The organism is Litoreibacter sp. JB4-2 (genome assembly GCF_055693445.1).
In genome coordinates this window covers 460,913-484,716 of the sequence record NZ_CM146334.1, presented here as the reverse complement: position 1 = coordinate 484,716, position 23,804 = coordinate 460,913, and the positions used below count along the sequence as shown (strand labels likewise).

Below are 23,804 nucleotides of genomic sequence, written 5' to 3'. Positions count from 1 at the left end.
CCTAGGTCTCGGCAGCTTTCACGCGCAGCTCATCAAGCACGCGTTCCCAAAGATCGGGTGGCTGAGCGCCGGGTAGGACATGTTGGTTTGCCACCACGAAGGTCGGCACGCCGGTGACACCGCGCTCGCGCGCATGGGCATCGCGCGCTTTGACGTCTTCAAGGTCGCTGTCGCTGTTCAAAAGGCGGCTTACCATATCGGTATTCATCTCGGCGGCCCCCGCGATTTCAACCAGAACACTGTGATCGCCTATATCGCGGCCTTCCACGAAATACGCTTTGAACAGTTTCGACACGATGGCGGTCTGGCGACCCTCAAGCCCGGCCCAATGGATCAGGCGATGTGCATCTATGGTATTTGGTGTTTTTTCAATGGCTTCAAAGTTGATCTTTAACCCAGCAGCTTCAGCGGCATCCGCAATCTGCCCGTAGACACGTATGGCGTTTTCTTTGCCGCCAAATTTGGTTTCCAAATAGGTGCGGCGGTCCATGCCGTCGCGCGGCATGTCAGGGTTAAGCTGGAACGGGTGCCACTCGACCTCAAAGGGATGATCGGGGTTCTTCTCAAGCGCTCGGTCAAGGCCGGATTTGCCGATATAGCACCAAGGGCAAATCGGGTCAGAAATGATATCTAGCTTAATTTTGCCTGACATTTTGGGCCTCATATGCGTCGCGCAAGGCGCGTCTGTTTAACTTTCCGGTGGCGCTATATGGAAGCGCCTCACGGGGGATGTAAACCCGCGGTTGTTTGTAGCGGGCCAGATTGGTCTGCGCATGCGCGCGCAGTGCGTGTTCATCTATGTCACCGCTATAAATCAAGGCAATTACACTAGCATCGGCCTTAATCTGTACCTCAATTGCAGCGCAGGCGGAAAGGCCGGACAGAGCCGAAAAACATGCCTCAACTTCCAGCGGAGAGACCCGAAATCCACCCGCATTCATCATATCATCCGCGCGCCCCAAATAGGTGATTAAACCGTCCTTAGACATTGACGCGATGTCGCCTGTCATAAACCACGCCCCCTCGAGCGCGGGCCCACCAAGATAGCCGATCATCAAGCCCGGATCCTGCGTAGAAATCGCCAGTTCGCCCGGTGCGCCAAACGGCACGGGCGTCCCACCATCCAGAATGGCCACGCGCCGTCCGGGTTGTGGCCTCCCACTGCTACCAGGCAATGCAGGGTCGCTGGGACAGGATGATATGAAGGTTGAGCATTCCGACATCCCCAAAGCTTGATGCACTTCTGTGCCGGTCCGTATGCGCCATTGGTCGCGCAAATTGTCTGAAAGGTGTTCCCCTGCGGATAACCCATGTCGCAGCTCTGGCAGATTCGGGACATCCGACATCAACACCTGTCGATAAACCCCCGGCGCTGCTGCAAAAAGTGCAACATCATGTTCCGCCGCCAAAGCCATCAGGTCGCTGCTTTTTGTCCCGGGTGCCGGAATTATGGCCGTCGCGCCAACACTCCACGGGTCCATCAAACCAGTGCCAAGCGTGTAGGTCCAATTGAACGCGCCCGCATGCATCACCCGGTCCTGCGCGCCAATGCCGTACCATCCGTAATGCATCATCCGCCGCGCCCAAATCGCACGATGCGCATGGCACACACCGCGTGGGGTGCCGGACGTTCCAGAAGTAAATACAATATAGGCCAGCCGGTCAGGTGAGCCCAATTCAGCCTGGATCGGCGCGCCTTTCGGCAGCGTAGCCAGAACCCACGCTCGGCTGTCTTTCGGCAAGCTGACACCCTGAGCCGTCAGAATTGCGGACGGCTGCACCTGCCGATCAATTTCATCGACTTCGGGTTGCGTCAGCGCGGCAGATGCAGGCACGGGGACGATCCCAGCCCAGATACAAGCAAGGTATGCGATAGGAAATTCAACGCTGTTGCCCAGCCGAAACAGCACCCGGTCACCTGGCTGCAACCCCGCCGCGCGTAGCCCGCCCGCACAAGCGCGAACGCGAGATTTGAGCGCATGAAAGCTTAGGGTTTGAGCCTCATCCCCGGTGATAATCAGGGCCGGTTTATCGCCAAACCGGTCTGCTTGCGCCAACACGTATTGCGCCATATTGAATGGCGTAGGGCAGGGCGTGGGCGGGCCTTGATCGAACACAGAAACCATGCCTCGTCGCTACGCCGCGCCCCGGCTTATTGCAAGTGGGCCATTGTCGCGACCAAAAGTGCGCGGTATTCACTCATTCATGTCCTTTGAAGAAATGCAATCGCTCAACATCACCCGCGAAGATGGCTCGGTAAGCCCGGCTGAACAGCTAGATCTGGGCCGCCGCGTCCGGGAGCTGCGCAAAGAACGTGACTGGACGTTAGAACGCGCTGCCAAAGAGGCCGGGCTCGCGCGCTCGACCTTATCCAAAATCGAAAACGACCAGATGTCGCCGACCTTTGAGTTGATGAAAAAGCTGGCTATCGGGCTTGGCATCGACGTGCCGCAGCTATTTACACCGCCCAAACGGGATCAGGTCTCAGGCCGTATGGACGTGACGCGCTCCGACACCGGAAAACCGCTGGTTACGACGACCTATGAGCATGAGCTGCTCGCGTCAGGCCTTATCAAAAAGTCGATGCTGCCTTACCGGACCAAAATCCGGGCACGCAGCTTCGACGAATTTGACGGATGGGTCCGCCATGACGGCGAAGAATTCGTGTTTGTCCTCACTGGCAAGATCAGGTTCTTTAGCGAATTCTATGAACCCGTGGATATGGTCCGCGGCGACAGCGCTTATTATGACGCGTCAATGGGGCACAACCTGATCTCGACCAGTTCCGAAGATGCCAGCGTGTTGTGGGTTACGTCTCTGGGCTGAACAGCCATTTCAATGCGAATGTTCCCAGCACAGCGGCAATCAACTGCATCGCAATGAACATTGGGACATGCGCGGGGTCGATGCCCGCAAATGTGTCGCTGAACCCGCGCGCGATTGTGACGGCCGGATTTGCAAAGCTCGTCGATGACGTGAACCAATACGCGCCGGTGATATAGAGCGCGACAAGCGCCGGAACGGCGGAGGCCTTGGACGCGATTCCGCCGAAAATCACGAAAAGCAGTCCGAATGTCGCGATCAATTCAGACACGTATTGGGCGGTGCCCGTGCGGGCCGTTGTTGATGACTGCAAAACGGGAAGGTCAAACATGATATGGGTAAGCCAAACGCCAATGATGCCACCGACGATTTGCACCGCAACGAATAAGATCGCTGTCATCAGGGCGATTTCACCGCGCAGTAAGAACGCCAAAGTCACCGCTGGATTGAAATGTGCGCCCGACACTGGGCCCAAGATGGTAATCAGGAAATACAGTGCGCAGCCCGTGGCAATCGCATTGGCCAGAAGCGCCACGGCAGTGTTTCCATCCGCAAGGCCCTCGCCCATGATGCCGGAGCCCACAACCGCGATCAGCAGGAAGGCGGTTCCCAATCCTTCGGACACCAGTTTCCGGATCACGCCAGTGTTCCGATCTGCGCTAGTGCGTCTTTGTTCCGCGCATCGCTCGGCAAAGCGTGAAACGCGGCAGCGCGACGTTTGAGAATTTGGTACGCAGTTTCAAAGACTCGTTCCTGATCCTCAGACGAAGCGGCAGCAGGATCTTCTACCCCCCAATGCACCTGCATCGGTGCGCCAAACCAGATCGGGCAGGTCTCATTCGCCGCATTTCCGCAGACCGTGATCACCAACTGCATTTCAATGCCGGAGGCCTGATCGAATTCATCCCAAGACTTTGAGCGTGGCGCGTCAGGCGTGATCCCATGTCTGGCAAGCGTGCTGAGAGCAACCGGATGAACCGTCCCAGCGGGGTTGGACCCAGCAGAATAGCTACGATAGCCCATGTCGGCCAAAATCGCCTCCAACAAGATCGATCGCGCGGAATTACCCGTGCACAAAACAAGAATGTTCATCGCCCCTCCTGCAGTTTTTGGGCGGGATACGCGAACCTTGTAACGGATTTGTAACTGAACACCGAAATCGACGCGCAAAGATCAAGAAAACATGTCCCGCAAGGTGACAGAGGAGGTTTCGTTCAGATCGTCCCAATGCGCGCCTAAGAAACGCTCAGCAGCCGCGCGTCCCGCCATCTTCAATCGGTCCAGGATAACGGCGTTCGGTACCGTTTTTGTAGCCACCGACAATTGACGCATCAGGCTGTCGTCAGAGATCATGTGGATCAACACATCCTCCATCGTGCCCGGCTTCACAGCGCCTTTGGCAAGCAGATCGCGCACGAACTGGATCGCGCGCAATTCGCGGAACAGCGAACCGTTGAAGCTGATCTCATTAATACGGTTCTGAATATCTTGCGGGGTCTTGGGGATGTCTTCGCGGTACAGCGGGTTGATATTGACGATCACAATGTCGCGCGTCGCGTTCGGAAACAAAGGAAAGAGCGCAGGGTTGCCCATATAGCCGCCGTCCCAATAGGCCTCTACGCGTTTGGTTTTCTTGTCGTAAATCCCAACCGCTTTGAACAAGGTTGGCAAACAGCCCGAGGCCAGGATCGCATCCGTCGTGATGTCCTCACCTGAGAATATCTTGATCTTGCCACTGCGCACATTGGTCGCGCAAATATACAGCTCAGGGCCATCGGCAGCGCAGACCCGGTCATACGAGAAATTCTCTACAATGCGTTTCAGCGGGTGCGGCAGCAACGCGGCAAATTGATAAGGCGTTGACATACGGCTGAGCATATCAAGGGCCATAAACCCCGGCGACAGCTCCATTGATTTACTGAACAGCTCGGGCGGCAAGCCGGCCATCCAAACGGGCAGGGCCTCATGCTCGACCGCACCGATCTCTGACCAAAGCCAGTCGAGCTTTTCTTTCGCGGCTGTACGCCCGCCCAAGACCAGTCCGGACTTCAGCGCAGCACCGTTTAATGCCCCCGCTGACGTGCCCGAAACACCAGAAATTTCAAGGCGTTCTTCTTCCAACAGGCAATCCAACACGCCCCATGTAAAAGCACCATGCGCGCCGCCACCTTGAAGGGCCAAATTGATGGATTTGGTTTTACCCATTGCCCTGTTGCGCCTCGTAAGCTGCCAGCAGATCGGTCAGCTTAATTCCATTCAAAGTGGCATCGGTAATGTTGGCATCACTAATCGCGAGCCTGGCCAGATTGGCATTGCGGATGTCGACACCCGACATATTCACGTTGTGAAACCGGCTGTCCGCAAGGTTCGTGTTTTCAAACTGCATCGACGCGGCGTTCACATCGTCCAATTGCGCCTCCATCAGATGCGCATCGCTGAAACGCGCTCCCTTCAAGCTGACCCGCGAAAAGGTCGACCCGCACAAAAACATGTTGTCGATTTCTAGAAGGTCGCGACCGGCTTCGTTTTCTCCGCTCATAACGCAGTCCACCCGCCATCGACCGACAAGGTCGTACCGGTGATCTGCGTAGCCGCGTCCGAGCACAAGAATGCAGCAACGCCGCCAAGCTGCTTCGTCGTTGCAAATTCCTTCGATGGCTGACGTTCCAGCATGACTTCTTTTATCACCGTTTCACGGTCCATGTCGTATTTCTTCATTGTGTCAGGGATTTGGCTCTCAACCAGCGGTGTCATCACGTAGCCTGGACAGATGGCGTTTGCGGTGATCGGTTCTTGCGCGGTTTCCAAGGCAACCACTTTGGTCATTCCGACAACGCCGTGTTTGGCCGCAACATAGGCAGATTTGTAGGGCGAGGCGGTCAAGCCATGCGCCGAGGCCACATTGATGACCCGGCCCCAACCTGATTTGCGCATCATTGGCAGTGCTGCTGCGGTAGTATGGAAGACCGATGACAGCATGATCGCCATGATCATGTCCCACTTTTCGACTGGGAAATCTTCGATCGGTGCGACATGCTGGATGCCTGCATTGTTGATGAGGATATCGACCGCGCCCGCTTTCTCAATCAAGGCGCGCGACTGTTCGGCATTCGACAGATCGGCCTGGATATAGCGCGCATTGGTACCTGTCGCGTCGCTGATGGACTTGGCAAGCGCATGGTCTTCATCCGTATCTGAGTAGGAGTTCAAAACGACATGTGCGCCCTGTTCAGCCAACTCTTGCGCGATCCCAAGTCCGATGCCTGAATTCGATCCTGTAATGACGGCGGTTTTCCCGGCGATTGACATGGTGTGTCCTCCTAATTTGGGATCAATGCTGCACCTGCATCCTAACGCGCCCTAGGACACGTTACCATCGAATTGACCACTGTGCGCGGCGTCACAAGGTCAACAGGCCAATGGTCGTCTTTTGCGATGATGCCTTGCAAGCAAAGCTCTGGGCCAAAAAAAACACCAGCCGAAGCTGGTGTTAAGTTATTGAGGCAGGTTTCATACAGGCAAGAAACCTATCGAGCAGTAACCTCTTTATAAGCAATGACTTGCGCGCAGCCAAGCATAAAGTTTGAATTCCCCCAAAAGCCACTTTAGCGTTAAACCCAATAATAATAGGCGCATGAGGGAGCGTTGCCAAAATGAGATCAGTGTTTTTCCGAGCCGCCTTTGCAGCAGGCCTCGCAAGCGCCGTTTTCGCCACATTGGCGCAAGCGGAGCCAAACCATGGCATAGCTATGTATGGTGAACCGGCACTCCCCCCAGATTTTGTGTCGCTACCCTACGCAAATCCTGATGCGCCCAAGGGCGGAACGGTTTCAGCAGGGGAAGTGGGCAGCTTTGATTCGCTTAACCCACATATCCAGAAAGGCCGCGTTCCTTGGCAACTGCGCTTCCTTGCCTATGAAAGCCTGATGGGGCGCTCAATCGATGAGCCGTTCACGCTCTACGGGCTTTTGGCCGAATCGATAGATGTCAGCCCCGCCGGAGACAGTGTCGAATTTGTGCTGCGCGAAGAAGCGCGGTTTTCAGATGGCACACCTGTCACGGTTGAAGACGTGATCTGGTCATATGAAACCTTGGGCACCGAAGGCCATGGGCGCTACCGGGGCAGTTGGGCGAAAGTCGCCTCAGCCGAACAAACCGGTCCGCGTTCCGTCAAATTCACCTTCAATGTCGAAGACCGCGAGTTGGCGCTTATCATGGGGCTGCGCCCGATCCTGAAAAAGGCCCAATGGGAGGGCAAGGATTTCGCCGAAAGCGGGCTGACGGAGATCCCGATCTCATCGGCGCCATACGTGATCGATGATTTCGAAGCTGGCCGTTTTGTGTCCCTTAAACGCAACCCTGACTATTGGGGGGCGGACATTCCATTTCGGCGCGGCACCAATAATGTCGATGAAATCCGCATGGAATTTTTCGCGGACGCGACGGCCATGTTCGAAGCCTTCAAAGCAGGTGAGCTTACGTCGCACCGCGAAACCAACGCCCAGAAATGGGACCAGCAATTTGATTTTCCACGCGTCACTTCCGGCGAAGTCGTCAAATCAGAAATCCCGCATGCACGTCCCTCAGGTATTACCGGCTTTGCAATGAATACGCGGCGTGAGATTTTCAGTGATTGGCGCGTGCGCGAAGCGATGATCCAAGCCTTCAACTTTGAGTTTATCAACGAAAAGCTCAATGGCGGGGATCAGCCGCGTATCACCTCTTACTTCTCGAATTCGGTTTTGGGCATGGATCACGAAGCGGCATCTGGCCGGGTTTTGGAACTATTAGAGGCCCAAAGCGAAACCCTGCTGCCCGGCGCGATAGAAGGCTACAGTTTGCCTGTCTCTGATGGCACCGCGCGCAATCGCGCGGGCATAGTTGCAGCCCAGGATCTGCTGGCCGAAGCGGGCTGGCAAATCAAAGACGGGGTCATGACGTCTGATGCGGGGAAACCACTCAACTTCACGATCCTGATGCAAACCGGCAGTTCTGAAAATCAGGCGATCCTAAATATCTACACGCAAGCCCTTGAACGCATTGGTATCTTTGCGACCGTCGATACTATTGACGGCGCCCAGTACCGCGAACGCATCGACAATTTCGACTTCGACATGACCTATACAACACGGGGCCTGTCGCTTAGCCCTGGCAATGAACAGCTGGCTTATTGGGGCATGGATGCCGCCGATACTTCCGGTTCGCGCAACATCGCGGGGATCAAAAACCCGGCGATTGATGCCATGGTGCAAGAGATGCTGACCTCCGAAAGCCGGGAGGACTATCTTGCCGCCGTCAAAGCGCTCGACCGATTGCTGCTGACAGGGCGCTACGTGATCCCGCTTTGGTTCTCACCGATCTCACGGTTGGCGCATGATAAATCCATGAAACGTCCCGACGAGACACCTGCTTATGGCGATTGGCCGGGTTATCTGCCAGATGTCTGGTGGATCGAAGAATAAACAGCCCAAAACGGGCATCTGAGGAATGAGCAGAATGAAACGATTTGCATTTTTCGTCGCGGCCTGTGCCGCATTGGCCGCGTGCAACACGGTGGAGGGCGTCGCCGAAGACGTAAAACAAACCAGCCAAGCCGTGCGGCGCGCGCTCTAGCGGGGACTACTCAGCAGCGAGTTTTGGCGGCTCGGACGGGTTCTTCTCGTTCGGATACACCAGCCCCGCCGAGATCACCAATTTCGCGGCGTCTTCGACGCTCATATCCAACTCAATAATGTCGGATTTCGGCACGAAAAGTAGGAAGCCAGACGTTGGGTTCGGCGTCGTCGGAAGGAAGACAGAAACCTTCTGCTCTTCCACCGGGATACCGCTTGAAATCTCGCCTTTGGCCGTGGTCGACACAAACGCGATCGCCCAGATGCCACGGCGCGGGTATTCAACCAAGCATGCCTTGTCGAAAGATGTGTCACGCTGGGAAAACACCGTCTCGGCGATTTGTTTCACACCGGAATAAACCGACCGCACAATCGGCATGCGGCTCACAAGACCCTCGGCCCAGCGCAGGAATGAACGGCCCAAGAACCCTTTCGTGATCCAGCCAACGATGACGGTAAAGATCAGGAAGATAATGACGCCGATCCCACGCACATTAACTTTGATGCGTTCTTCAGGGTATCCAAGCGCCCAATTGACCAAAGCCTCGGGCTGATATCCGGCCGGCACGAAGGGCCAGACCCAGCTGTCGATCCAACCTACGACGGTCCAGATCAGCCAGAGCGTCAGGCCAATCGGCGCAATCACGATCAAACCGGCAAGGAAATTACCACGGAACCGTGAGAAAAAGCCGGGACGGCGCGGCGTTGGATTTGGGTCTTCAGACATCGAAAGGTGCACTACCCTAATATACTTGCATGTCTACTTATGCCGTGGGCCACACACGTACAAGCAAACCGCGCGTGAACGGTGTGTTTTGACTTTGGCGATTTATTGTTTGCCCATCTCAACGGCGATTTGTGCCGCCAGCCGCGCGTTGTTGCGCACTAGGGCAATGTTCGTCACCAGCGAGCGTCCTTCCGTCAGTTCAAAAATCCGCTGCAATAAGAAAGGTGTGACGGCTTTTGCGGCAATCCCTTGGGTCTGCGCTTCCTCCAAGGCTTGCAAAACGATCGGCTCAATCTCGACCCGTGGGATCTCATCGGCCAGCGGTACCGGGTTGGCCACCAACTGCCCGCCGGGGATCTGCATCACTGTGCGCATCCGGTGCGCAGCCGCGATTTGGGTGGGTGTATCAAGGCGCTGCGGGGCAGGGTAGTCGCTTTGCGCCGACCAAAAGGCGGGTAGGCTGTCTTGCCCAAAGGCAATGACCGGTACGCCGAGCGTTTCGAGCACTTCCAGTGTCTTGGGGATGTCCAAAATGGCTTTGGCTCCCGCCGCCACAACAGTGACAGGACTCTGCGCCAGTTCTTGCAGATCCGCCGAGATATCAAAGCTCAGCTCCGCGCCCCGATGCACGCCGCCAATGCCGCCTGTGGCAAATACTTCGATCCCCGCCAGACGCGCGCCGATCATAGTAGCGGCAACCGTCGTGGCTCCGGTCCCGCCAGTTGCGATGCACAGCGCCATATCTGCACGCGACAGTTTCGCTGCGTCGTGCCGCTGCGCCAGCGTTTCAAGCATCGCGTCCTCAAGCCCAATATGCAGCGTGCCATCAATGACCGCTATGGTCGCGGGCACCGCGCCAGTTTCTCGGATCAGCTGCTCCACGCCGCGCGCCATCTCCAGATTTTGCGGATAAGGCATACCATGTGTGATGATCGTGCTTTCAAGCGCCACAACGGCACGGCCCGCAGCTTGCGCTGCCGCAACTTCGGATGATCTTAAAAGGGGCAGGGTCATTGGTAACTTTCGCCAGATATGTAAATCGCCGCGGCCTCAAGCGCGCTTTGCAATGCGTCGTCGGCGCTTGCTCCGCTGGCTTCTGCTGCAATATGGGCCGCCATGAACGTGTCGCCGGCCCCCGTGACGCGCGTCACCAGGACTTCGGGCGGGGTCAGTGTCACGACGTTTTGCGCGGTTGCGACGCTGGCCGGGTTTGGACCGTCCGTTACCACGGCCCGGCGCAGCCCGCCAGAAATGAGCCCTTCTGCAGCCGCCTCGCTGCTGCCGACCTTGCGGTGTAGAAGCAAGTTGGCTTCTTCTAGGTTGACGTAAATCGTCGCGCGTTCATGGCTTAGAAACGGGCTTAGCCGTTCCGCCTTGCCGGGGGAGGCGGGAGCTACCCGTAAATCGCACCTGTCAAACATCGGATCATGCGCGATCTGTTCCAACAAACTGACGGTCAAGTTCCCGTCCAATGCCACCAGTCCGGACCAGCCTTCAAATGCGCCATCTTTCATAGCGCGCAAGATTTTGTCGCCGGCTGCTTCCAAGGAATGCGCATCCGCGACGGCCGCGATCAACCCGTTGCCGCCTTCGACGGCCATATAGCGATCCGTTGGCAAATCTTCCGACCGGTAGGCATGCGAGGCATCGACCCCAAGCCGCGCGCAGGCACGGATCAGCTCCTCACCTTCATCATCCTGGCCAATCGCGGCCAAAACGGCGGGCGACATACCGTAGGCTTTCAGCGCCATGGCGATGTTCATAGCGACGCCACCCGGCAACCGCGTAATCCGACCAGGAACATCCGATCCCACCCGCATATGCGCGGTCGCGCGACCTATAATATCCCACAGGACGGCCCCGATGCATAGAATGTCTGTCTGTGTGTTCATGGTTCCCTTTTGGCGTTAGAAGAAAGCCCGTGCAAGCGCATTGCCAACAAAGGCTTGCAGGGCAGGGGGATTGGTCTATAGCGCGCTTACTTCGCAGGCGGGGTCGGGCACGACGGGGAGACATCCCGAAGGGTCCACCGGTTGAACCACATGGTTCTGACACCCCGCCGAGGCTTAAACCGGAAAGGAAAACGGACATGGCTTTGCCAGAATTTTCGCTCCGTCAGCTCTTGGAAGCTGGCGTACACTTTGGTCACCAGACCCAACGTTGGAACCCGCGCATGGAGCCGTATATCTACGGCGCCAAGAACGGCATCCATATCATGGACCTCACCCAAACCGTGCCAATGCTGGACCAGGCATTGCAGGTTGTGCGCGACACCACCGCAAAGGGCGGTCGCGTACTGTTCGTGGGCACCAAGCGTCAAGCGCAACGCCCGATCGCGGAAGCTGCTGAAAAATGCGCACAATACTATATGAACCACCGTTGGCTCGGCGGAACGCTGACCAACTGGAAGACCGTGTCGAACTCGATCTCTCGCCTGAAGAAGATTGACGAGGCTATGGCAGAAGGTTTCACCGGCCTGACCAAGAAAGAACGTCTCGGCATGGAGCGCGACCAAGGCAAGCTTCAAGCCTCCTTGGGCGGTATCCGTGAAATGGGCGGCACGCCTGACCTGCTTTTCGTGGTCGATGTGAACAAAGAAGACCTAGCCATTGCCGAAGCTAAAAAGCTGGGCATCCCGGTGATTGCCGTGGTCGACACCAACTGCTCGCCCGACGGCATCGACTTCTTGATCCCAGGTAATGACGACGCGTCGCGCGCGATTGCTCTGTATTGCGATCTGGTTGCCCGTGCGGCTCTGGACGGCATGCAGGCACAGATGGGCGCTGCTGGCGTTGATCTTGGCGCAATGGACGAAGCTCCGGTAGAAGAAGCGGTTGCTGAAGAAGCACCTGCTGAGGCTCCTGCGGAAGAAGCCGAAGCCGAATAAACCGTCATTTGACTGTTACCGAAGGCTGGTCTTACCCGGCCTTCGGAGACCGAAACCACATTTTACAGGAGATCCATGAGATGGCGATTACCGCTGCAATGGTGAAAGAACTGCGCGACAGCACCGGCGCAGGCATGATGGACGCAAAAAAAGCGCTGACAGAGAACGACGGCGACATGGAAGCTGCCGTTGATTGGCTGCGTACCAAGGGCCTGGCGAAAGCCGCGAAGAAATCCGGCCGTACTGCCGCCGAAGGTCTTGTGGCAGTGGCCGTATCCGGCGGCAAAGGTGTCGCCGTTGAGGTGAATTCCGAGACCGACTTCGTTGGCAAAAACGCAGAATTCCAGGAAATGGTTGGCGGCATCGCCAATATTGCGCTGACAGCTGCGGACTATGACGCTTTGCTGGGCTCCGATATGGGCGGTAAAACCGTTGAGCAAGTCGTCGCGGAAAAAGTGGGCACGATCGGTGAAAACATGTCGGTGCGCCGCATGGCTTCGTTGGAAAGCGCGACCGTTGTATCCTATGTCCACAATGCTGCCACTGATGGCATGGGCAAGATTGGCGTGTTGGTCGGCCTCTCGGGCGCCAACGAAGCCTTTGGCAAACAGGTCGCGATGCATGTCGCTGCTGTGAACCCAGCTTCGCTGTCTGAGGATGATCTTGACCCAGCTGTCGTCGAAAAAGAGAAGCAGGTTCAAATGGACATCGCGCGCGAAAGCGGCAAGCCAGAAGCTGTTATCGAAAAGATGATCGTGGGCCGGATGAAGAAATACATGGCCGAAGTGACACTGCTGAACCAAGCCTTTGTTGTAAATCCTGACCTGACCGTCGGCGCAGCTGCCAAAGAAGCAGGCGTTGAGATTACTGGTTTCGTGCGCCTCGAAGTGGGCGAGGGGATTGAGAAAAAAGAAGAAAACTTCGCTGAGGAAGTTGCAGCTCAGCTGAAAGGCTAAGCGGACCAACACGAAGATTAGAAAATGCAAGCGGCGCTGGGGATAAACCTCAGCGCCGCTCTTTTTCGACCGCAGGCCCCGACAGGTCATGCTGGGGAGCCGGGATGGCGGGGCCTTAGGTTGAAAGGTTGTCGTTCAGCAGGCCGACTATAAACCCGCTGAACGACGATCCGGAAAACCGGAACGCGAGTTCTCATCTTGCAATTTCAAGCTGACAACCCCCGCTTAAAGTCCCATGGCAAAAGCCACCACTCACGGAACCCTTCCAATTTCTCGCAAACTCTATGGAAAGACAAGGTAAGAAAAAACTTACCTAAATTTGTTAACCATTTGTTAACTCTTGGAAAATCAACGCTCAATCAGGAAGAACTGATTTTGGGAAGAGGCTTTCAAAATTGCTTGCGCCGTTGTGTCTACGTCCAATGATTCCCGGGCAAGGCGCAAATGCTTTTCGATTGTTGCCGGGTTGAGCCCCATAATCGTCGCTGTGTCCTGTATGGTTTTACCATCCGCTACCCATTCCAGCACCTCGCGCTGTCGGGCAGTGAGGGGACGTCTTTGCCCGGTCGTATGCGGCAGTTGAACAACTTTCAGATGCAAAATCTTGTTCGCCAACTCAATGTCGGAGCCATGCTCGGACCAAATCTCATCGACATCAGCCTGTGTTAAGCCACGTCGCGCCGTCAGCCCAATCGCACCTTTGGCGCGCAACGAAACCTCGTGAAAGCTGATCGTATAGCCGGCAACGACATCCATTTTCTGGTTGAAGGCCATGGCCTCCATCATATCCGGTGTAACGGTGCCCGAGGCAATCAAATCATGAACCATCTTCCACGAACACGCACCGGTATTGGCTGTGGCCCAGGCCACCATCGGCCCCTTGGCGTACATACCTTGGCCAACGAATTCATCAACATAGGCAGGGTCATGATTGGTCAAAACCAACGCATCTTGCGGGTCACCCAAGGACGAGCCGGTACCAAAACGTGTATAGGCGTAGAGCAAACGGTCAAAACCCAGCTCATCCATCCGTTCCGTGTGCACTTCCCACGCATCCTGGATGGAATTGGCATCCGTCATCTTATGCAGGTATTCAGCAATCATGTGTCATGCCCAAGATGGCTCAGCGCAGCGTCCATTGCCAACGTGTAGCCGCGTGCACCAAACCCGCAAATCGTGCCCAGACACACCTTCGCCATGTAGGAATGCCCGCGGAATGCCTCCCGCGCGTGCACATTTGACAGGTGCAATTCGATCACCGGAAGCTCGACCGCGCTAATCGCATCCATGATGGCGATAGAGCTGTGCGTGTAAGCGCCGGCGTTCATAACAATCGCGTCGTGCGTCCCACGCGCCGCGTGAATAAGGTCCACCAACGCACCTTCGTGATTTGATTGAGCGAATTCAACGCTGACGTCACGCGCTTCGGCATAGTCGCGACACATCACTTCGATATCGCTCAGCGTAACGCGACCGTAAACGTCAGGCTGTCGCGTCCCCAGCAAATTAAGATTGGGTCCGTTAAGGATCAATAAGGAAGGCATGGCTTTGCTCTTTGAATGGTGAGCGGAGCCTACGCCGCAAACCACAAACTGTCGAGCCAAGCTTGAAACAATTTATACAAAAAACATAAGCTTGTCGCGCTTTGCGCCAAAATCTCTACTCATTTTGTATAGGTTTTTGGCTTTCCATGACACACTGGCGATTGAATTTGGGAACTCCTTTGGAATTCAATACTTCGTTGAGCAATAGCTCTGAAAGCCTCCGTTTGAGGCGATTTTTGGATTTGGTCTGGGACGGACAACTGCGTCATAATTCGACGCGAGTTGAAACATTCCCTAAGACTTGAATTCTCTCTCGCATAGCCGTGTTAAGACCTTCATTCTCGATTTAACCTTCTAAATTTTTCCCACTACCGCGAAGCCTTGCTTGCAATCTTGGTGTTTGTAATCCTGCACATATTGAGAGGCGGTCAGAAGACAATGTCGAGAACCGAAGAGTATAACTATGTGATCGTTGGTTCTGGCACGGCAGGAGCGACATTGGCGAGCCGGCTCACTGAAGATGAAACCTGTAAGGTGCTTGTTTTCGAAGCAGGCGGATCGGACAAGCAGTTTTGGCTGCGATTGCCGGTTGGGTATTTCAAATCGATCTATAATTCCGATGTATCACATCTGTATCGTTCTGAGCCTGATGAAGGAATTGGCGGGCGCCAGATGGATTGTCCCAGAGGTCGCGTCTTGGGTGGGTCGAGTTCGATCAATGGCCTCATCTTCATTCGTGGCCAACAAGCTGATTTTGACGATTGGGAAGCGCTTGGGGCAACCGGTTGGGGCTACAAGGATGTATTGCCACACTTTAGAAATCTGGAAACTTTCTCAGGTTTACCCTCACAATTTCGCGGGTCACATGGCCCGGTCCAAGTATCCGAATTACGATCGGACAACGGCGCCTGCCGGGATTGGATGGAAGCGGCCGCGCAGTGGGGATTACCGAGGAATGAAGACTTCAACGGGGCAGATACTTACGGCGTCGGGCGGTATGATCTGACACTAAGGGGGCGTTGGCGAGAAAGCGCCGCGACGGCGTTTTTGCGGCCAGCTTTGGCGCGACCTAATTTGACACTCAAGACACGGGCAACTGTAACGCGTCTAGTCTTCGACGGCGACCGCGTGACCGGTGTTGAATACATTCAGCATGGCAAGCGACAGGTGATTCAAGCATCAGAAGAAGTTATCTTAAGTGCAGGCGCCGTACAGTCACCGCAATTACTGCAGCTCTCAGGCATTGGTCCGGAAGCTGTTCTGTCAAAGCACGGGATCAAGGTCCGGCACGCGGCACCGGAAGTCGGTGAGAACCTTCAAGATCATCTGCAGATGCGCACAATCGTGGAAATGTCTGATGGGCGGGATTCATTGAACCGGCATATCCGCAACCCTTTGAAACTGGCCGAGATGGCGCTGCAATGGGTATTTGGCTCAAGAGGTCCGCTTACGGTTGGGGCAGGGCAGGTGGGTGGCGCTGTTTGCTCAAAATACGCGCAAGGGGGTCGGCCCGACCTGCAGCTCTTTGTGATGCCGCTATCAGTAGACAAACCCGGCACACCGCTACATCGCTATCCGGGCTTCACGACCTCTTTTTGGCAATGCCATCCGGAAAGCCGTGGGAACATCTCTATTCAAAGCGATGATCCCACCAAGGACCCGCGCATCGTTCTGAACTATCTCAGCTCGGAATTAGATCAAAAGGTCATGGCCGAGGGACTTAAGATTGTCCGAGAGATTTACCAACAGCCCGCGTTTCGAGAACGATGGAGCCGTGAAGTTATTCCGGGCGCCGAGTACCAGTCTGAGGCTGAAATCCTTTCTGCGCTTAGACAATACGCAAGCACCGTCTACCACCTTTCCGGCACATGCCGGATGGGAAGCGATGACTTGTCAGTGACGACGCCAGACCTGCGCGTAAATGGCGTCCGTGGCCTGCGCGTTGTCGACGCGTCGGTGATGCCCAAGATGACATCCGCCAACACAAATGCGGCCACCTACATGATCGCAGAAAAGGCTGCTACACTGATCCGTAAAACGTAAAAAGGGATGAATCGCGCTAGACTGAGAGAAGTTTCAATACCGCCATTTGGTTGAGCATCCCATTTCGCGCCATCAACTTCGTGCCACCACTCGCCGCCCGGCACGGCAGTCGTCGGCCAGATGGTTTCGGGCACGTCCAGCCAGAAAACAAAAGACCATGCATAGCGTTCTGCCTCAGTCTTGTACCCGGTGGCGTCGACAAAGACCGCAAACTCCGCGTTGGTGACGGTCGTTGGACTGATCCTGAACGGATCAAGCCGCTTTCGCCCAAGAGGTGCCTCTTCATCTTCGGGCATTGGCGACAGGGATGTTCCGCTGAGACCAACACCACCCGCGATAGCCGCAGTCGCAAATGGGGTTGAGCATTGGCCCTCTAGTAAGGGCGTTTTTGCAAGCGCACTGAACGAACGCATAGGCACACAACAGATCGCTTTCGTTTCCTCACCACAAGAGATGCTTCACCCTCATCGAAACGATAGCCGCAGTCATGTCTTCGTCCTGTCGATCATCGAAAAACCTATGGCGATATCATTCATAGGTTCGATGGCCCGCTCTGTATCAGTGCGCTTCAGTGAATTTTGTCAACATGGCTGGGGTTGGCGGGACGACAAGGCCAGGCTCTCTAGCAAGATCAGTCTGGCCGTGCGCGATGGACAAGCTGTCGCTGCAAAGTTCAGATCTGAGCGGGTTGGAATTTACGTCCATTTCGCAAACAGCGCCGGAACCCAAAGCGCCCGTAATCGAAAGCGCCGCCATTTGCCCAAGGGCCGTGCCCATGAAATGTGGCCAGATTTTTACCGATGCAGGGGCATGCCGCGCGAGGTCGAGTGCACCGGACACGCCCCCCATTTGGCGACGTCGGGCTGCAGATAGGCCACGCCCGCATCCGCCATGGCAAGAAAAGCTTCTTCGCCATACAGGTTTTCACCTGTGGCCAATGGAATGCTGGATGCAGCGGCAAGGGCCTCCCATGTGGCGAGTGGGGCGTTGGCCGGGATCGGTTCTTCAGCAAAAAGCAAATCGCAGGGCGCAAGACGATCGAGCATTTGGGTTGCTTGCTCTGGTGTCCATTTCTGGTTGCTGTCGATCATCAGACGTGCGTTTTTCGGGCGCTTCGAGAACGCTTTCTCGACAAAGGCAACATCCTCGTCATCGCCAAAGCCGAGCTTGAGCTTGAATGCCGATTGTCCATAACCTGAATGTTCGGTGAATTTGGCCTCAAGGTCGGACGGATTAATCGAGCTGGCGTAACTTGGCGCCGTTGGAGCCAAGCCAAAATGCTCGGCAAAGGAGTTGCCGGCACTTCGCAATGACAGGTCCCAAAGTGCGGCGTCCAACCCGGCAAGGATATGTTCAAACACGCGGTCTTGGCCGATATGGAGGAAATAGACTGAAAGCTCGGCCCGTAATTGCGCATCGACTTCGCGCGGGTCGGTATATGAAACGCCGCCCAGTTTCGGCGCGACGATATCCTCGATCAAGTGAGCCTTGTGGATATTTGCGCGCGGGGGGAAATTGGCCCAGACTTCGCCCCAACCGGTGCAGCCTTGAGTGTCGGTGACAGAAATAAGCAGTGCGGGCCGCGTCGGCATGGTTCCCAGCGCCATGGAAGGGCTGACGCCCCCAGCGGCGCGCAAAGGATGCACATTGACCTTTTCCAGGGTCAGCGCGCGATTAAATTCCTTGCTTTCCAGAACGGTTTCCACAGCGGCCACGCCTACCACGTCACATAGGCGGCGTGCTCAGAGGTGTAGAAGTTCACGGCAGTAGGCCCCACGGAATACGCCCCAACGCCAGAATTCTTGACGCCGCCAAAGGGCATGTTGTTGTCCGGGATCGTTCCGTGATTCACATGCAGCATCCCGTTCTGGCTTTCGCGCAGGAAGCGCTGGACATATGCATTGTTGTTGGAAAACAGCGCGGAGGTCAGGCCGAACTCCGTGCCATTCAACATCTCCATGGCCTGATCGAAGTTGTCATATTCCAGCACCGACAGAACCGGGCCAAAAATTTCAACCTGCGACCCGGTGCTTTCATGCGCCACATCCCCAAGGATCGTAGGCTTGTAGAAATACCCGCCGTCCGGGCCTGCACCGTCAGCAGCAGCGCCACCCGCGAGAGGCTTTGCCCCTCGCTGATTGCTTTTGCGGTGTTGTCGCACACGCCTTGCCAGTGGGGCAAATTGCACAGCGGGCCCATTTGCGTGCCGTCTTTCATACCGTCGCCCAGCACAATGCCGTCGGCCTTTTCGGCGAGCAATTCGCCAGCGGCTTTCGCAAGGTCCTTATGGACGAGCACGCGGCTGATCGAGGTGCAGCGCTGACCTCCGGTCTGGAACGCAGCACCTGCGATCTGTGTGATCGTGCTGTCCAAATCATCGGTGTCGTTGATGATCACGGCATTCTTGCCGCCCAGTTCCAATTGCACCGGAATAAGGTTTTGCGCAGCAGCGGCATAGACCAGCCGCCCGACCTCAACTGAGCCGGTGAAGCTGAGGCCGTGAATATCGCCTTCTGAAATCACTTTGCTGGCGGCGCGTCCCGAGATCATCGCGATTTGAAAGAGATTCTCTGGGAAGAACTCCTTCGCGATGTCGGCCAAGATGAATGCAGCGGCAGGCGTGAACTGCGACGGTTTCATCACGACGGCGTTGCCAAACGCAATCGCCGGGCACATCTTACGCAGGGGGGTCATGGCCGGAAAGTTCCATGGCGAAATGCAGAAGATCACGCCACGTGGTCGCCGAAGAATTTGGTTCGAAAAATCCGGTCGGCCCGTTGCAATAGGTATGGCCCCCATGCGCGCGGCTTCACCCACCATGAAGCGCCCTTCGGCGCAGCCTTTGAGCGTTTCGGCCTTGGCTTCCGCCAGCACTTTGCCCTGCTCAAGCGTGATTGCTTTGGCGACCTCATCGGCACGGGCCACCACAGCATCCAGAAAAGCGTCCAACCGCTGGCTGCGTTCCAGCCCCGGCACGCGTGCCCATTCAGCGGCAGCGACATTGGCGCGCGCGATGATTGCGGCGGTCTCGGCCTCGTCCGGGATTGCGTAGCGGCCAATACCGTGGCCCGGGTTGGCTGGGTTGTGGGTGTCGTAAGCCTGCCCGTCTTTAGATGCAAAATCGTAGTGAATGCTCATTCGTCAATCTCCGTTTCGGCGCAAATGCGCAGTATTAAAGCGGCCGACGGGCCAGCGAGAACGTCTGCCCGGTTGGGCCGCCCTTGGGCATGGACACCAGCCAAAAGGCAAGATCGGCAACCTCGTCAGGGTGTTTGACGCGCTCCCATCTTGGCAGGCCATTCGGAACCTCTGTTTTGTATTTCTCCAAAAGCTCTTCGGGTGTGCTGCGGTTGGCAGGGTCTTCGCGACTAAAAGTTGTGGTCGCAACTGGTCCGGGAATGATGTTGTTTACGTCTATTTCACGCGGCCAAAGCTCATTGGCCAGACAGCCCGTGAAAATATGCAGTCCCGCCTTCGCCACATGGTAAGACGATGCATCATTGCCGGGGTTCAGTGCCTTGCCGGTTGAAAAATTGACAATCTTGCCGCCGTCATTGATGCCTTCCAACAGGTAGCGCGTGACCAGATAGGGCGCGTGCAGGTTGATCACAACGTTCGCGATCCAGGTGTCCGGGTCACTCTCCGCGATCTTGCCGCGATCCAGATAAACGCCAGCATTGTTTACCAGAATGTCGACGGTGCCATAGTTTTGCAGGACCGCTTCGCAGAAGGCCTTGGTGCTGGCGTGATCCGACAGGTCGGTTTCAACTGCGAGGCAATTGCGCCCAAGCGCTTCCACTGCCGCTTTGGTATCATCGAGGTCCCTTTGCGTGCGCGCGCAGATCGCAATGTCGGCGCCTTCGCGCGCGAAACGCTCAGCAATGGCGCGTCCAATACCCCGCCCCCCGCCGGTAATAACCGCAACTTTTCCTGAGAGAGTTGTCATGACATCCTCATTTGAAAGATTGCAGACTGACGCGCTCGGGGATGGCGTCATCATCAATGCGCACGTCGATCACGGTGGTTTTTAGGGTGGCCTTGGCTTCCGCAAAGGCTGCGTCCAGATCGCCACTGACATCCACGCGGATGCCATGGCAGCCAAAGCCGCGGGCGATCACGGCATAGTCAAGTTCGGAGAATTCGGTCGAAATATAACGACCCTCGAAAAACAAGCGTTGATTGTCGCGGATGAATTGCATGTTCGAATTGTTCATCACGACAATGGTCAGCTTCGCGCCGCTGCGCGCGGCCGTCTCCAACTCCTGAATGACCATGGCAAAGCCGCCATCCCCGGTCAGGCACACGACGTTTTCCTGCGGTTTGGTCAAGGCGCGCGATATCGCGGCAGGGGTGCCATAGCCCATGACGCCAAAACCACGGGGGCCAAGGTAGCACCGCCCAGAACTGCGCACCTCAAAGCACTGCCCGCCCCAGATTTGGTTGAACCCACTGTCGCAGACAAGAACGTCGTCATCGGCCATCGACTCGCGCATAGCGCGGATCACCTGAATGGGATGCACTGGCTTGGTCGTCATGTCGCGGGCGAGGTCTGACTCAATCCCTTTTTCCCGACGCCATTTGGCGGTCAGGGCAGACACCTCAGCTCGCTGTGTCGTTTTTGAAGTGACCCGTGGGTCTGCACGCAGCTTATTCAGCATCACCCGCAGTACTGATCTGAGGTCACCAGCCAGGGCCATCTCGACCGGGTAGGTCCGACCGATCTGCGTCGGCTCGATGTCGATCTGAACCAGCTTCGTGCCTTTGGCTGGGATTTGCCAGGCTGCGGTCACCACATTGTTGAAGCGGGTGCCGAGCGCCAAACCGAAATCGGCCTTGAGGATGTATTCATTGGAGGCTGGACGCCCAAGAACGCCGTATGGACCAAGGGCCAGCGGATGGTTCTCCGGCAGGCTGCCCTTGCCCATGTAGGAAGTCGTGACAGGCATATCGAGTATTTCGGCCAGTGCCTGCACCTCCGCCATTGCGCCTGAGGCCATGACGCCGCCGCCTGCAAATATCATTGGGCGCTCGCTGCCCAGTATCAGGTCAATCACGGCATCTATGTCCGCCTCGGGCGGGACAGGGCGATTTGCGGGGTAGCGGGCGTAGCGGGTGTCAACGAATAGGTCGTCTTCGCTAAAGGCATGGCTAGCGCGCAAAGTTGTCATTGGACAACTCAGCAGAACCGGGCCGGGGCGGCCTGTCGTGGCGATCTGAAAAGCGCGGCGGATGAATTCCGGTACACGTTCGATGTGATCGACCGAAAACACCGCCTTGGTGATGGGTCGAAACACGTTGATCTGGTCAATCTCCTGAAAGCTGTCACGCCCGCGCCAGTCGGCGCGTACGTCGGACACGATAGCAACGACCGGCACACCGGACAGGTATGCCTCCGCAATGCCTGCGATCAGGTTGGTGGCGCCCGGGCCTACGGTTGCGTCGCAGACCCCGACCTTTCCCGTGGCGCGGGCATGGCTGTCAGCCATTTTGGAGGCCGCTTGCTCATGCCGCACCAGCACATGGCGGATATCGTTTCGCCGATAGATCGCGTCATGAATATGGGTCTGCTCGCCGGGCAGACCGAACATCATTTCCACGTCGAACCGGCGCAGCATTTCGACGATAACCTCGCCGCCGTTGAAGGTTTGCGTTTGATTATCTGAGGCCATCGGAGCCACAAATGTTAGCAAGCCTATGTAACCTGAAGCGTGTCATCTCAAGCGACCTCTATCGCGTTGGGCAGAAGAACTTCTTCTAGGTGTTTTTTTGCATCCGCATGGGTGATCCAATCTGGCGGCGGGAAACTGGCGGACATCTCCCAATCATCGCCCGTGGCCTCCATATGCGCGGCGATCCGGGCGTCGAACTCGTCCATCATTTTGGCGTAGGCCGGATCATTGACGAGGTTGTTCTGTTCATCCGGATCAGCGCGCTCATCAAACAACAGCACGCGCTTGTCCTTATGACGCATATACATCCAGTCTTTGGTGCGCAGACCGCGTTCTCCGAATGGGGCGAACTCATGTGGATTGCCGCCGGTCTGCGTAAAGACCTGATACCAGATCGTATCGCGGTGCTCGTCCGCCTCACCGTCCAGCACAGATAGATAGCTTTGCCCATCTATCCCGTCAGGGATTTCAACCCCCGCGATGTCAAGAATAGTCGGCATCATGTCGGGGCCGACATCGACCAATGCCGCGGATTTCTGTGGTTTGAACCGTTCTGGGTAGCGCACGATGAATGGGACATGCATCGCCGCACGATAGGCCTGGTTTTTTATCCCGCAATAGTGGCCGTGCTGCCCGCACATGTCGCCATGATCACTGAAGAACATCACCACAGTGTCCTCTGCCACGCCTTGGGTATCGAGCGCATTCAGAATGCGCCCCAAGTTCCAGTCTATGTTGTGGATCATGCCGTAATACTCCGCGATGAATTCGCGAATGTCGGCTTCGGTCTCGGGTTCGCCCTTGGGGATCGTGTCCTGCCGGGCGTGGCTGGTATGCCCCGACCGCGAATCGCCGCCGCACCAGACCGTATTGCGAATATGCTGGAATTGCCGCTGCAGCGCCATGTTGGGCACGCCGGGGGGCAGGGGTACTTCGTCAGGTTTGTAGATGGTGCGCAAGTAGTCCGGCATGTCCATCGGGAAATGCGGCGGGCCATAGCTGACATAGCCGATCCAGGGTTTGCCATCCTCGGCCGTGCTGGCGTGACCGATAAAGTCGATAAGCTGATCCGTCTGGTAGTCAGGCTCGTATCGCTTGGAATGATAGGGTTGTCCTGCGTCATCGTAGTAGATCGACGACATATAGTCGTGCCCTCGATTGAACCCCACGAAGTGGTCCCAGCCAAAGCGGCGCTCTGGCGGGACGAACCCGGGCTTCGGGCCGCCTTCTAGATGCCATTTGCCAACATAGCCCGTGCGATACCCTGCCTGTTTCATCAGATCGCCGAGGAAGGTCTGATCTCCGCGAAGCGGGAAGTGGTTCTGGATCATCCCGTGGTTCTGGGCGTATTTACCCGTCATCACGGAGGCCCGAAACGGGCAGCAGATAGGGTAGGAAGTGTAGGCCTCTGTAAATTGGACGCCCTCGCTGGCCAGTCGGTCGATCTGCGGCGTCTTGATCACGGGATTGCCCGCGCAGCCCATGGCGTCGTAGCGCATCTGGTCGGCGTAGATCAGAAGGATGTTCGGTTGTTTGGTCATTG

Annotated in this window: 22 protein-coding genes and 1 pseudogene; 5 read left to right on the top strand and 18 right to left on the bottom strand. The window is 56.4% G+C overall.

The features are described 5' to 3' along the window. Position 1: 1 nt before the first annotated feature. Positions 2–652, bottom strand: coding sequence for a DsbA family oxidoreductase (locus ACZ1G7_RS02410; protein ID WP_472662017.1), 651 nt, complete (start codon positions 650–652; stop codon positions 2–4). Then, positions 636–2,126, bottom strand: coding sequence for a class I adenylate-forming enzyme family protein (locus ACZ1G7_RS02405; RefSeq protein WP_472662015.1), 1,491 nt, complete (start codon positions 2,124–2,126; stop codon positions 636–638). Before ACZ1G7_RS02405 ends, ACZ1G7_RS02410 begins: the two co-directional genes overlap by 17 nt. Positions 2,127–2,205: 79 nt before the next feature. Here ACZ1G7_RS02405 and ACZ1G7_RS02400 point away from each other — a divergent pair, with 79 nt between their 5' ends. Further along, a complete protein-coding gene (locus ACZ1G7_RS02400) occupies positions 2,206–2,826 on the top strand; it encodes a helix-turn-helix domain-containing protein (RefSeq protein WP_472662014.1) in 621 nt (206 codons plus the stop codon). On the opposite strand, the gene ACZ1G7_RS02395 is transcribed toward ACZ1G7_RS02400, so the two are convergent. The 5 genes from ACZ1G7_RS02395 to ACZ1G7_RS02375 form a co-directional block, all read right to left on the bottom strand. Further along, positions 2,810–3,463 (bottom strand): aquaporin, encoded by a 654-nt coding sequence (locus ACZ1G7_RS02395; RefSeq protein ID WP_472662013.1) that lies wholly within the window; start codon positions 3,461–3,463, stop codon positions 2,810–2,812. The two genes, ACZ1G7_RS02400 and ACZ1G7_RS02395, sit on opposite strands and share 17 nt — an antisense overlap. Then, entirely contained in the window at positions 3,460–3,915 is a 456-nt protein-coding gene (locus ACZ1G7_RS02390) for an arsenate reductase ArsC (RefSeq protein ID WP_472662011.1), read from the bottom strand. Before ACZ1G7_RS02390 ends, ACZ1G7_RS02395 begins: the two co-directional genes overlap by 4 nt. 81 nt (positions 3,916–3,996) lie before the next feature. Then, complete coding sequence (locus tag ACZ1G7_RS02385; RefSeq protein WP_472662009.1) at positions 3,997–5,028, bottom strand: patatin-like phospholipase family protein; 1,032 nt, start codon at positions 5,026–5,028, stop codon at positions 3,997–3,999. Further along, on the bottom strand, positions 5,021–5,362 hold the full coding sequence (locus tag ACZ1G7_RS02380; RefSeq protein WP_472662008.1) for a pentapeptide repeat-containing protein: 342 nt from the start codon (positions 5,360–5,362) through the stop codon (positions 5,021–5,023). The genes ACZ1G7_RS02385 and ACZ1G7_RS02380 overlap by 8 nt, the downstream gene beginning before the upstream one ends. Next, positions 5,359–6,132, bottom strand: a complete 774-nt coding sequence (locus ACZ1G7_RS02375) for a 3-hydroxybutyrate dehydrogenase (protein WP_472662007.1) — start codon at positions 6,130–6,132, stop codon at positions 5,359–5,361. Before ACZ1G7_RS02375 ends, ACZ1G7_RS02380 begins: the two co-directional genes overlap by 4 nt. 344 nt (positions 6,133–6,476) lie before the next feature. Here ACZ1G7_RS02375 and ACZ1G7_RS02370 point away from each other — a divergent pair, with 344 nt between their 5' ends. Further along, entirely contained in the window at positions 6,477–8,285 is a 1,809-nt protein-coding gene (locus ACZ1G7_RS02370; RefSeq protein WP_472662005.1) for an extracellular solute-binding protein, read from the top strand. Between the two features lie 157 nt (positions 8,286–8,442). On the opposite strand, the gene ACZ1G7_RS02365 is transcribed toward ACZ1G7_RS02370, so the two are convergent. The 3 genes from ACZ1G7_RS02365 to ACZ1G7_RS02355 form a co-directional block, all read right to left on the bottom strand. After that, positions 8,443–9,162 carry a DUF502 domain-containing protein gene (locus ACZ1G7_RS02365; protein ID WP_472662003.1) on the bottom strand — a complete coding sequence of 240 codons (720 nt, stop codon included), beginning with the start codon at positions 9,160–9,162 and terminating at the stop codon, positions 8,443–8,445. A 102-nt stretch (positions 9,163–9,264) separates the two neighbouring features. Further along, on the bottom strand, positions 9,265–10,176 hold the full coding sequence (locus tag ACZ1G7_RS02360) for a pseudouridine-5'-phosphate glycosidase (protein ID WP_472662002.1): 912 nt from the start codon (positions 10,174–10,176) through the stop codon (positions 9,265–9,267). Then, the gene (locus ACZ1G7_RS02355) at positions 10,173–11,054 is read right to left on the bottom strand and encodes a PfkB family carbohydrate kinase (RefSeq protein ID WP_472662000.1); all 882 of its coding nucleotides are present in this window, start codon (positions 11,052–11,054) and stop codon (positions 10,173–10,175) included. Before ACZ1G7_RS02355 ends, ACZ1G7_RS02360 begins: the two co-directional genes overlap by 4 nt. A gap of 197 nt (positions 11,055–11,251) precedes the next feature. Between ACZ1G7_RS02355 and rpsB the strand changes: the two genes are divergently transcribed. Together rpsB and tsf are read left to right on the top strand one after the other, a co-directional pair. After that, complete coding sequence (gene rpsB, locus ACZ1G7_RS02350) at positions 11,252–12,049, top strand: 30S ribosomal protein S2 (RefSeq protein ID WP_472661999.1); 798 nt, start codon at positions 11,252–11,254, stop codon at positions 12,047–12,049. 80 nt (positions 12,050–12,129) lie between these two features. Next, entirely contained in the window at positions 12,130–13,005 is an 876-nt protein-coding gene (tsf, locus tag ACZ1G7_RS02345) for a translation elongation factor Ts (RefSeq protein ID WP_472661997.1), read from the top strand. A 348-nt stretch (positions 13,006–13,353) separates the two neighbouring features. Here tsf and ACZ1G7_RS02340 read toward each other — a convergent pair whose 3' ends face one another. Beyond that, the gene (locus ACZ1G7_RS02340; RefSeq protein WP_472661996.1) at positions 13,354–14,109 is read right to left on the bottom strand and encodes a LuxR family transcriptional regulator; all 756 of its coding nucleotides are present in this window, start codon (positions 14,107–14,109) and stop codon (positions 13,354–13,356) included. Further along, positions 14,106–14,549: a type II 3-dehydroquinate dehydratase gene (aroQ, locus tag ACZ1G7_RS02335; protein ID WP_472661995.1), complete on the bottom strand. Its 444-nt coding sequence runs from the start codon at positions 14,547–14,549 to the stop codon at positions 14,106–14,108. Before aroQ ends, ACZ1G7_RS02340 begins: the two co-directional genes overlap by 4 nt. Positions 14,550–14,987: 438 nt before the next feature. On the opposite strand from aroQ, the gene ACZ1G7_RS02330 reads away from it, so the two are divergent. Beyond that, complete coding sequence (locus tag ACZ1G7_RS02330; RefSeq protein ID WP_472661994.1) at positions 14,988–16,592, top strand: GMC family oxidoreductase; 1,605 nt, start codon at positions 14,988–14,990, stop codon at positions 16,590–16,592. On the opposite strand, the gene ACZ1G7_RS02325 is transcribed toward ACZ1G7_RS02330, so the two are convergent. The 6 genes and pseudogenes from ACZ1G7_RS02325 to ACZ1G7_RS02300 all read right to left on the bottom strand — a co-directional run bounded on the left by ACZ1G7_RS02325 (position 16,547) and on the right by ACZ1G7_RS02300 (position 23,802). Next, entirely contained in the window at positions 16,547–16,888 is a 342-nt protein-coding gene (locus tag ACZ1G7_RS02325; protein ID WP_472661993.1) for an SUMF1/EgtB/PvdO family nonheme iron enzyme, read from the bottom strand. The two genes, ACZ1G7_RS02330 and ACZ1G7_RS02325, sit on opposite strands and share 46 nt — an antisense overlap. Positions 16,889–17,386: 498 nt before the next feature. Next, a complete protein-coding gene (locus ACZ1G7_RS02320) occupies positions 17,387–18,298 on the bottom strand; it encodes a mandelate racemase/muconate lactonizing enzyme family protein (protein ID WP_472661991.1) in 912 nt (303 codons plus the stop codon). Between the two features lie 11 nt (positions 18,299–18,309). Beyond that, positions 18,310–19,730: pseudogene (locus ACZ1G7_RS02315) on the bottom strand (aldehyde dehydrogenase family protein). 34 nt (positions 19,731–19,764) lie between these two features. Next, positions 19,765–20,538: an SDR family NAD(P)-dependent oxidoreductase gene (locus ACZ1G7_RS02310; protein ID WP_472661990.1), complete on the bottom strand. Its 774-nt coding sequence runs from the start codon at positions 20,536–20,538 to the stop codon at positions 19,765–19,767. Positions 20,539–20,545: 7 nt separating this feature from the next. Then, entirely contained in the window at positions 20,546–22,261 is a 1,716-nt protein-coding gene (locus ACZ1G7_RS02305; protein WP_472661989.1) for a thiamine pyrophosphate-binding protein, read from the bottom strand. Positions 22,262–22,308: 47 nt separating this feature from the next. Continuing rightward, a complete protein-coding gene (locus tag ACZ1G7_RS02300; protein WP_472661988.1) occupies positions 22,309–23,802 on the bottom strand; it encodes a sulfatase family protein in 1,494 nt (497 codons plus the stop codon). Positions 23,803–23,804: the final 2 nt, after the last annotated feature.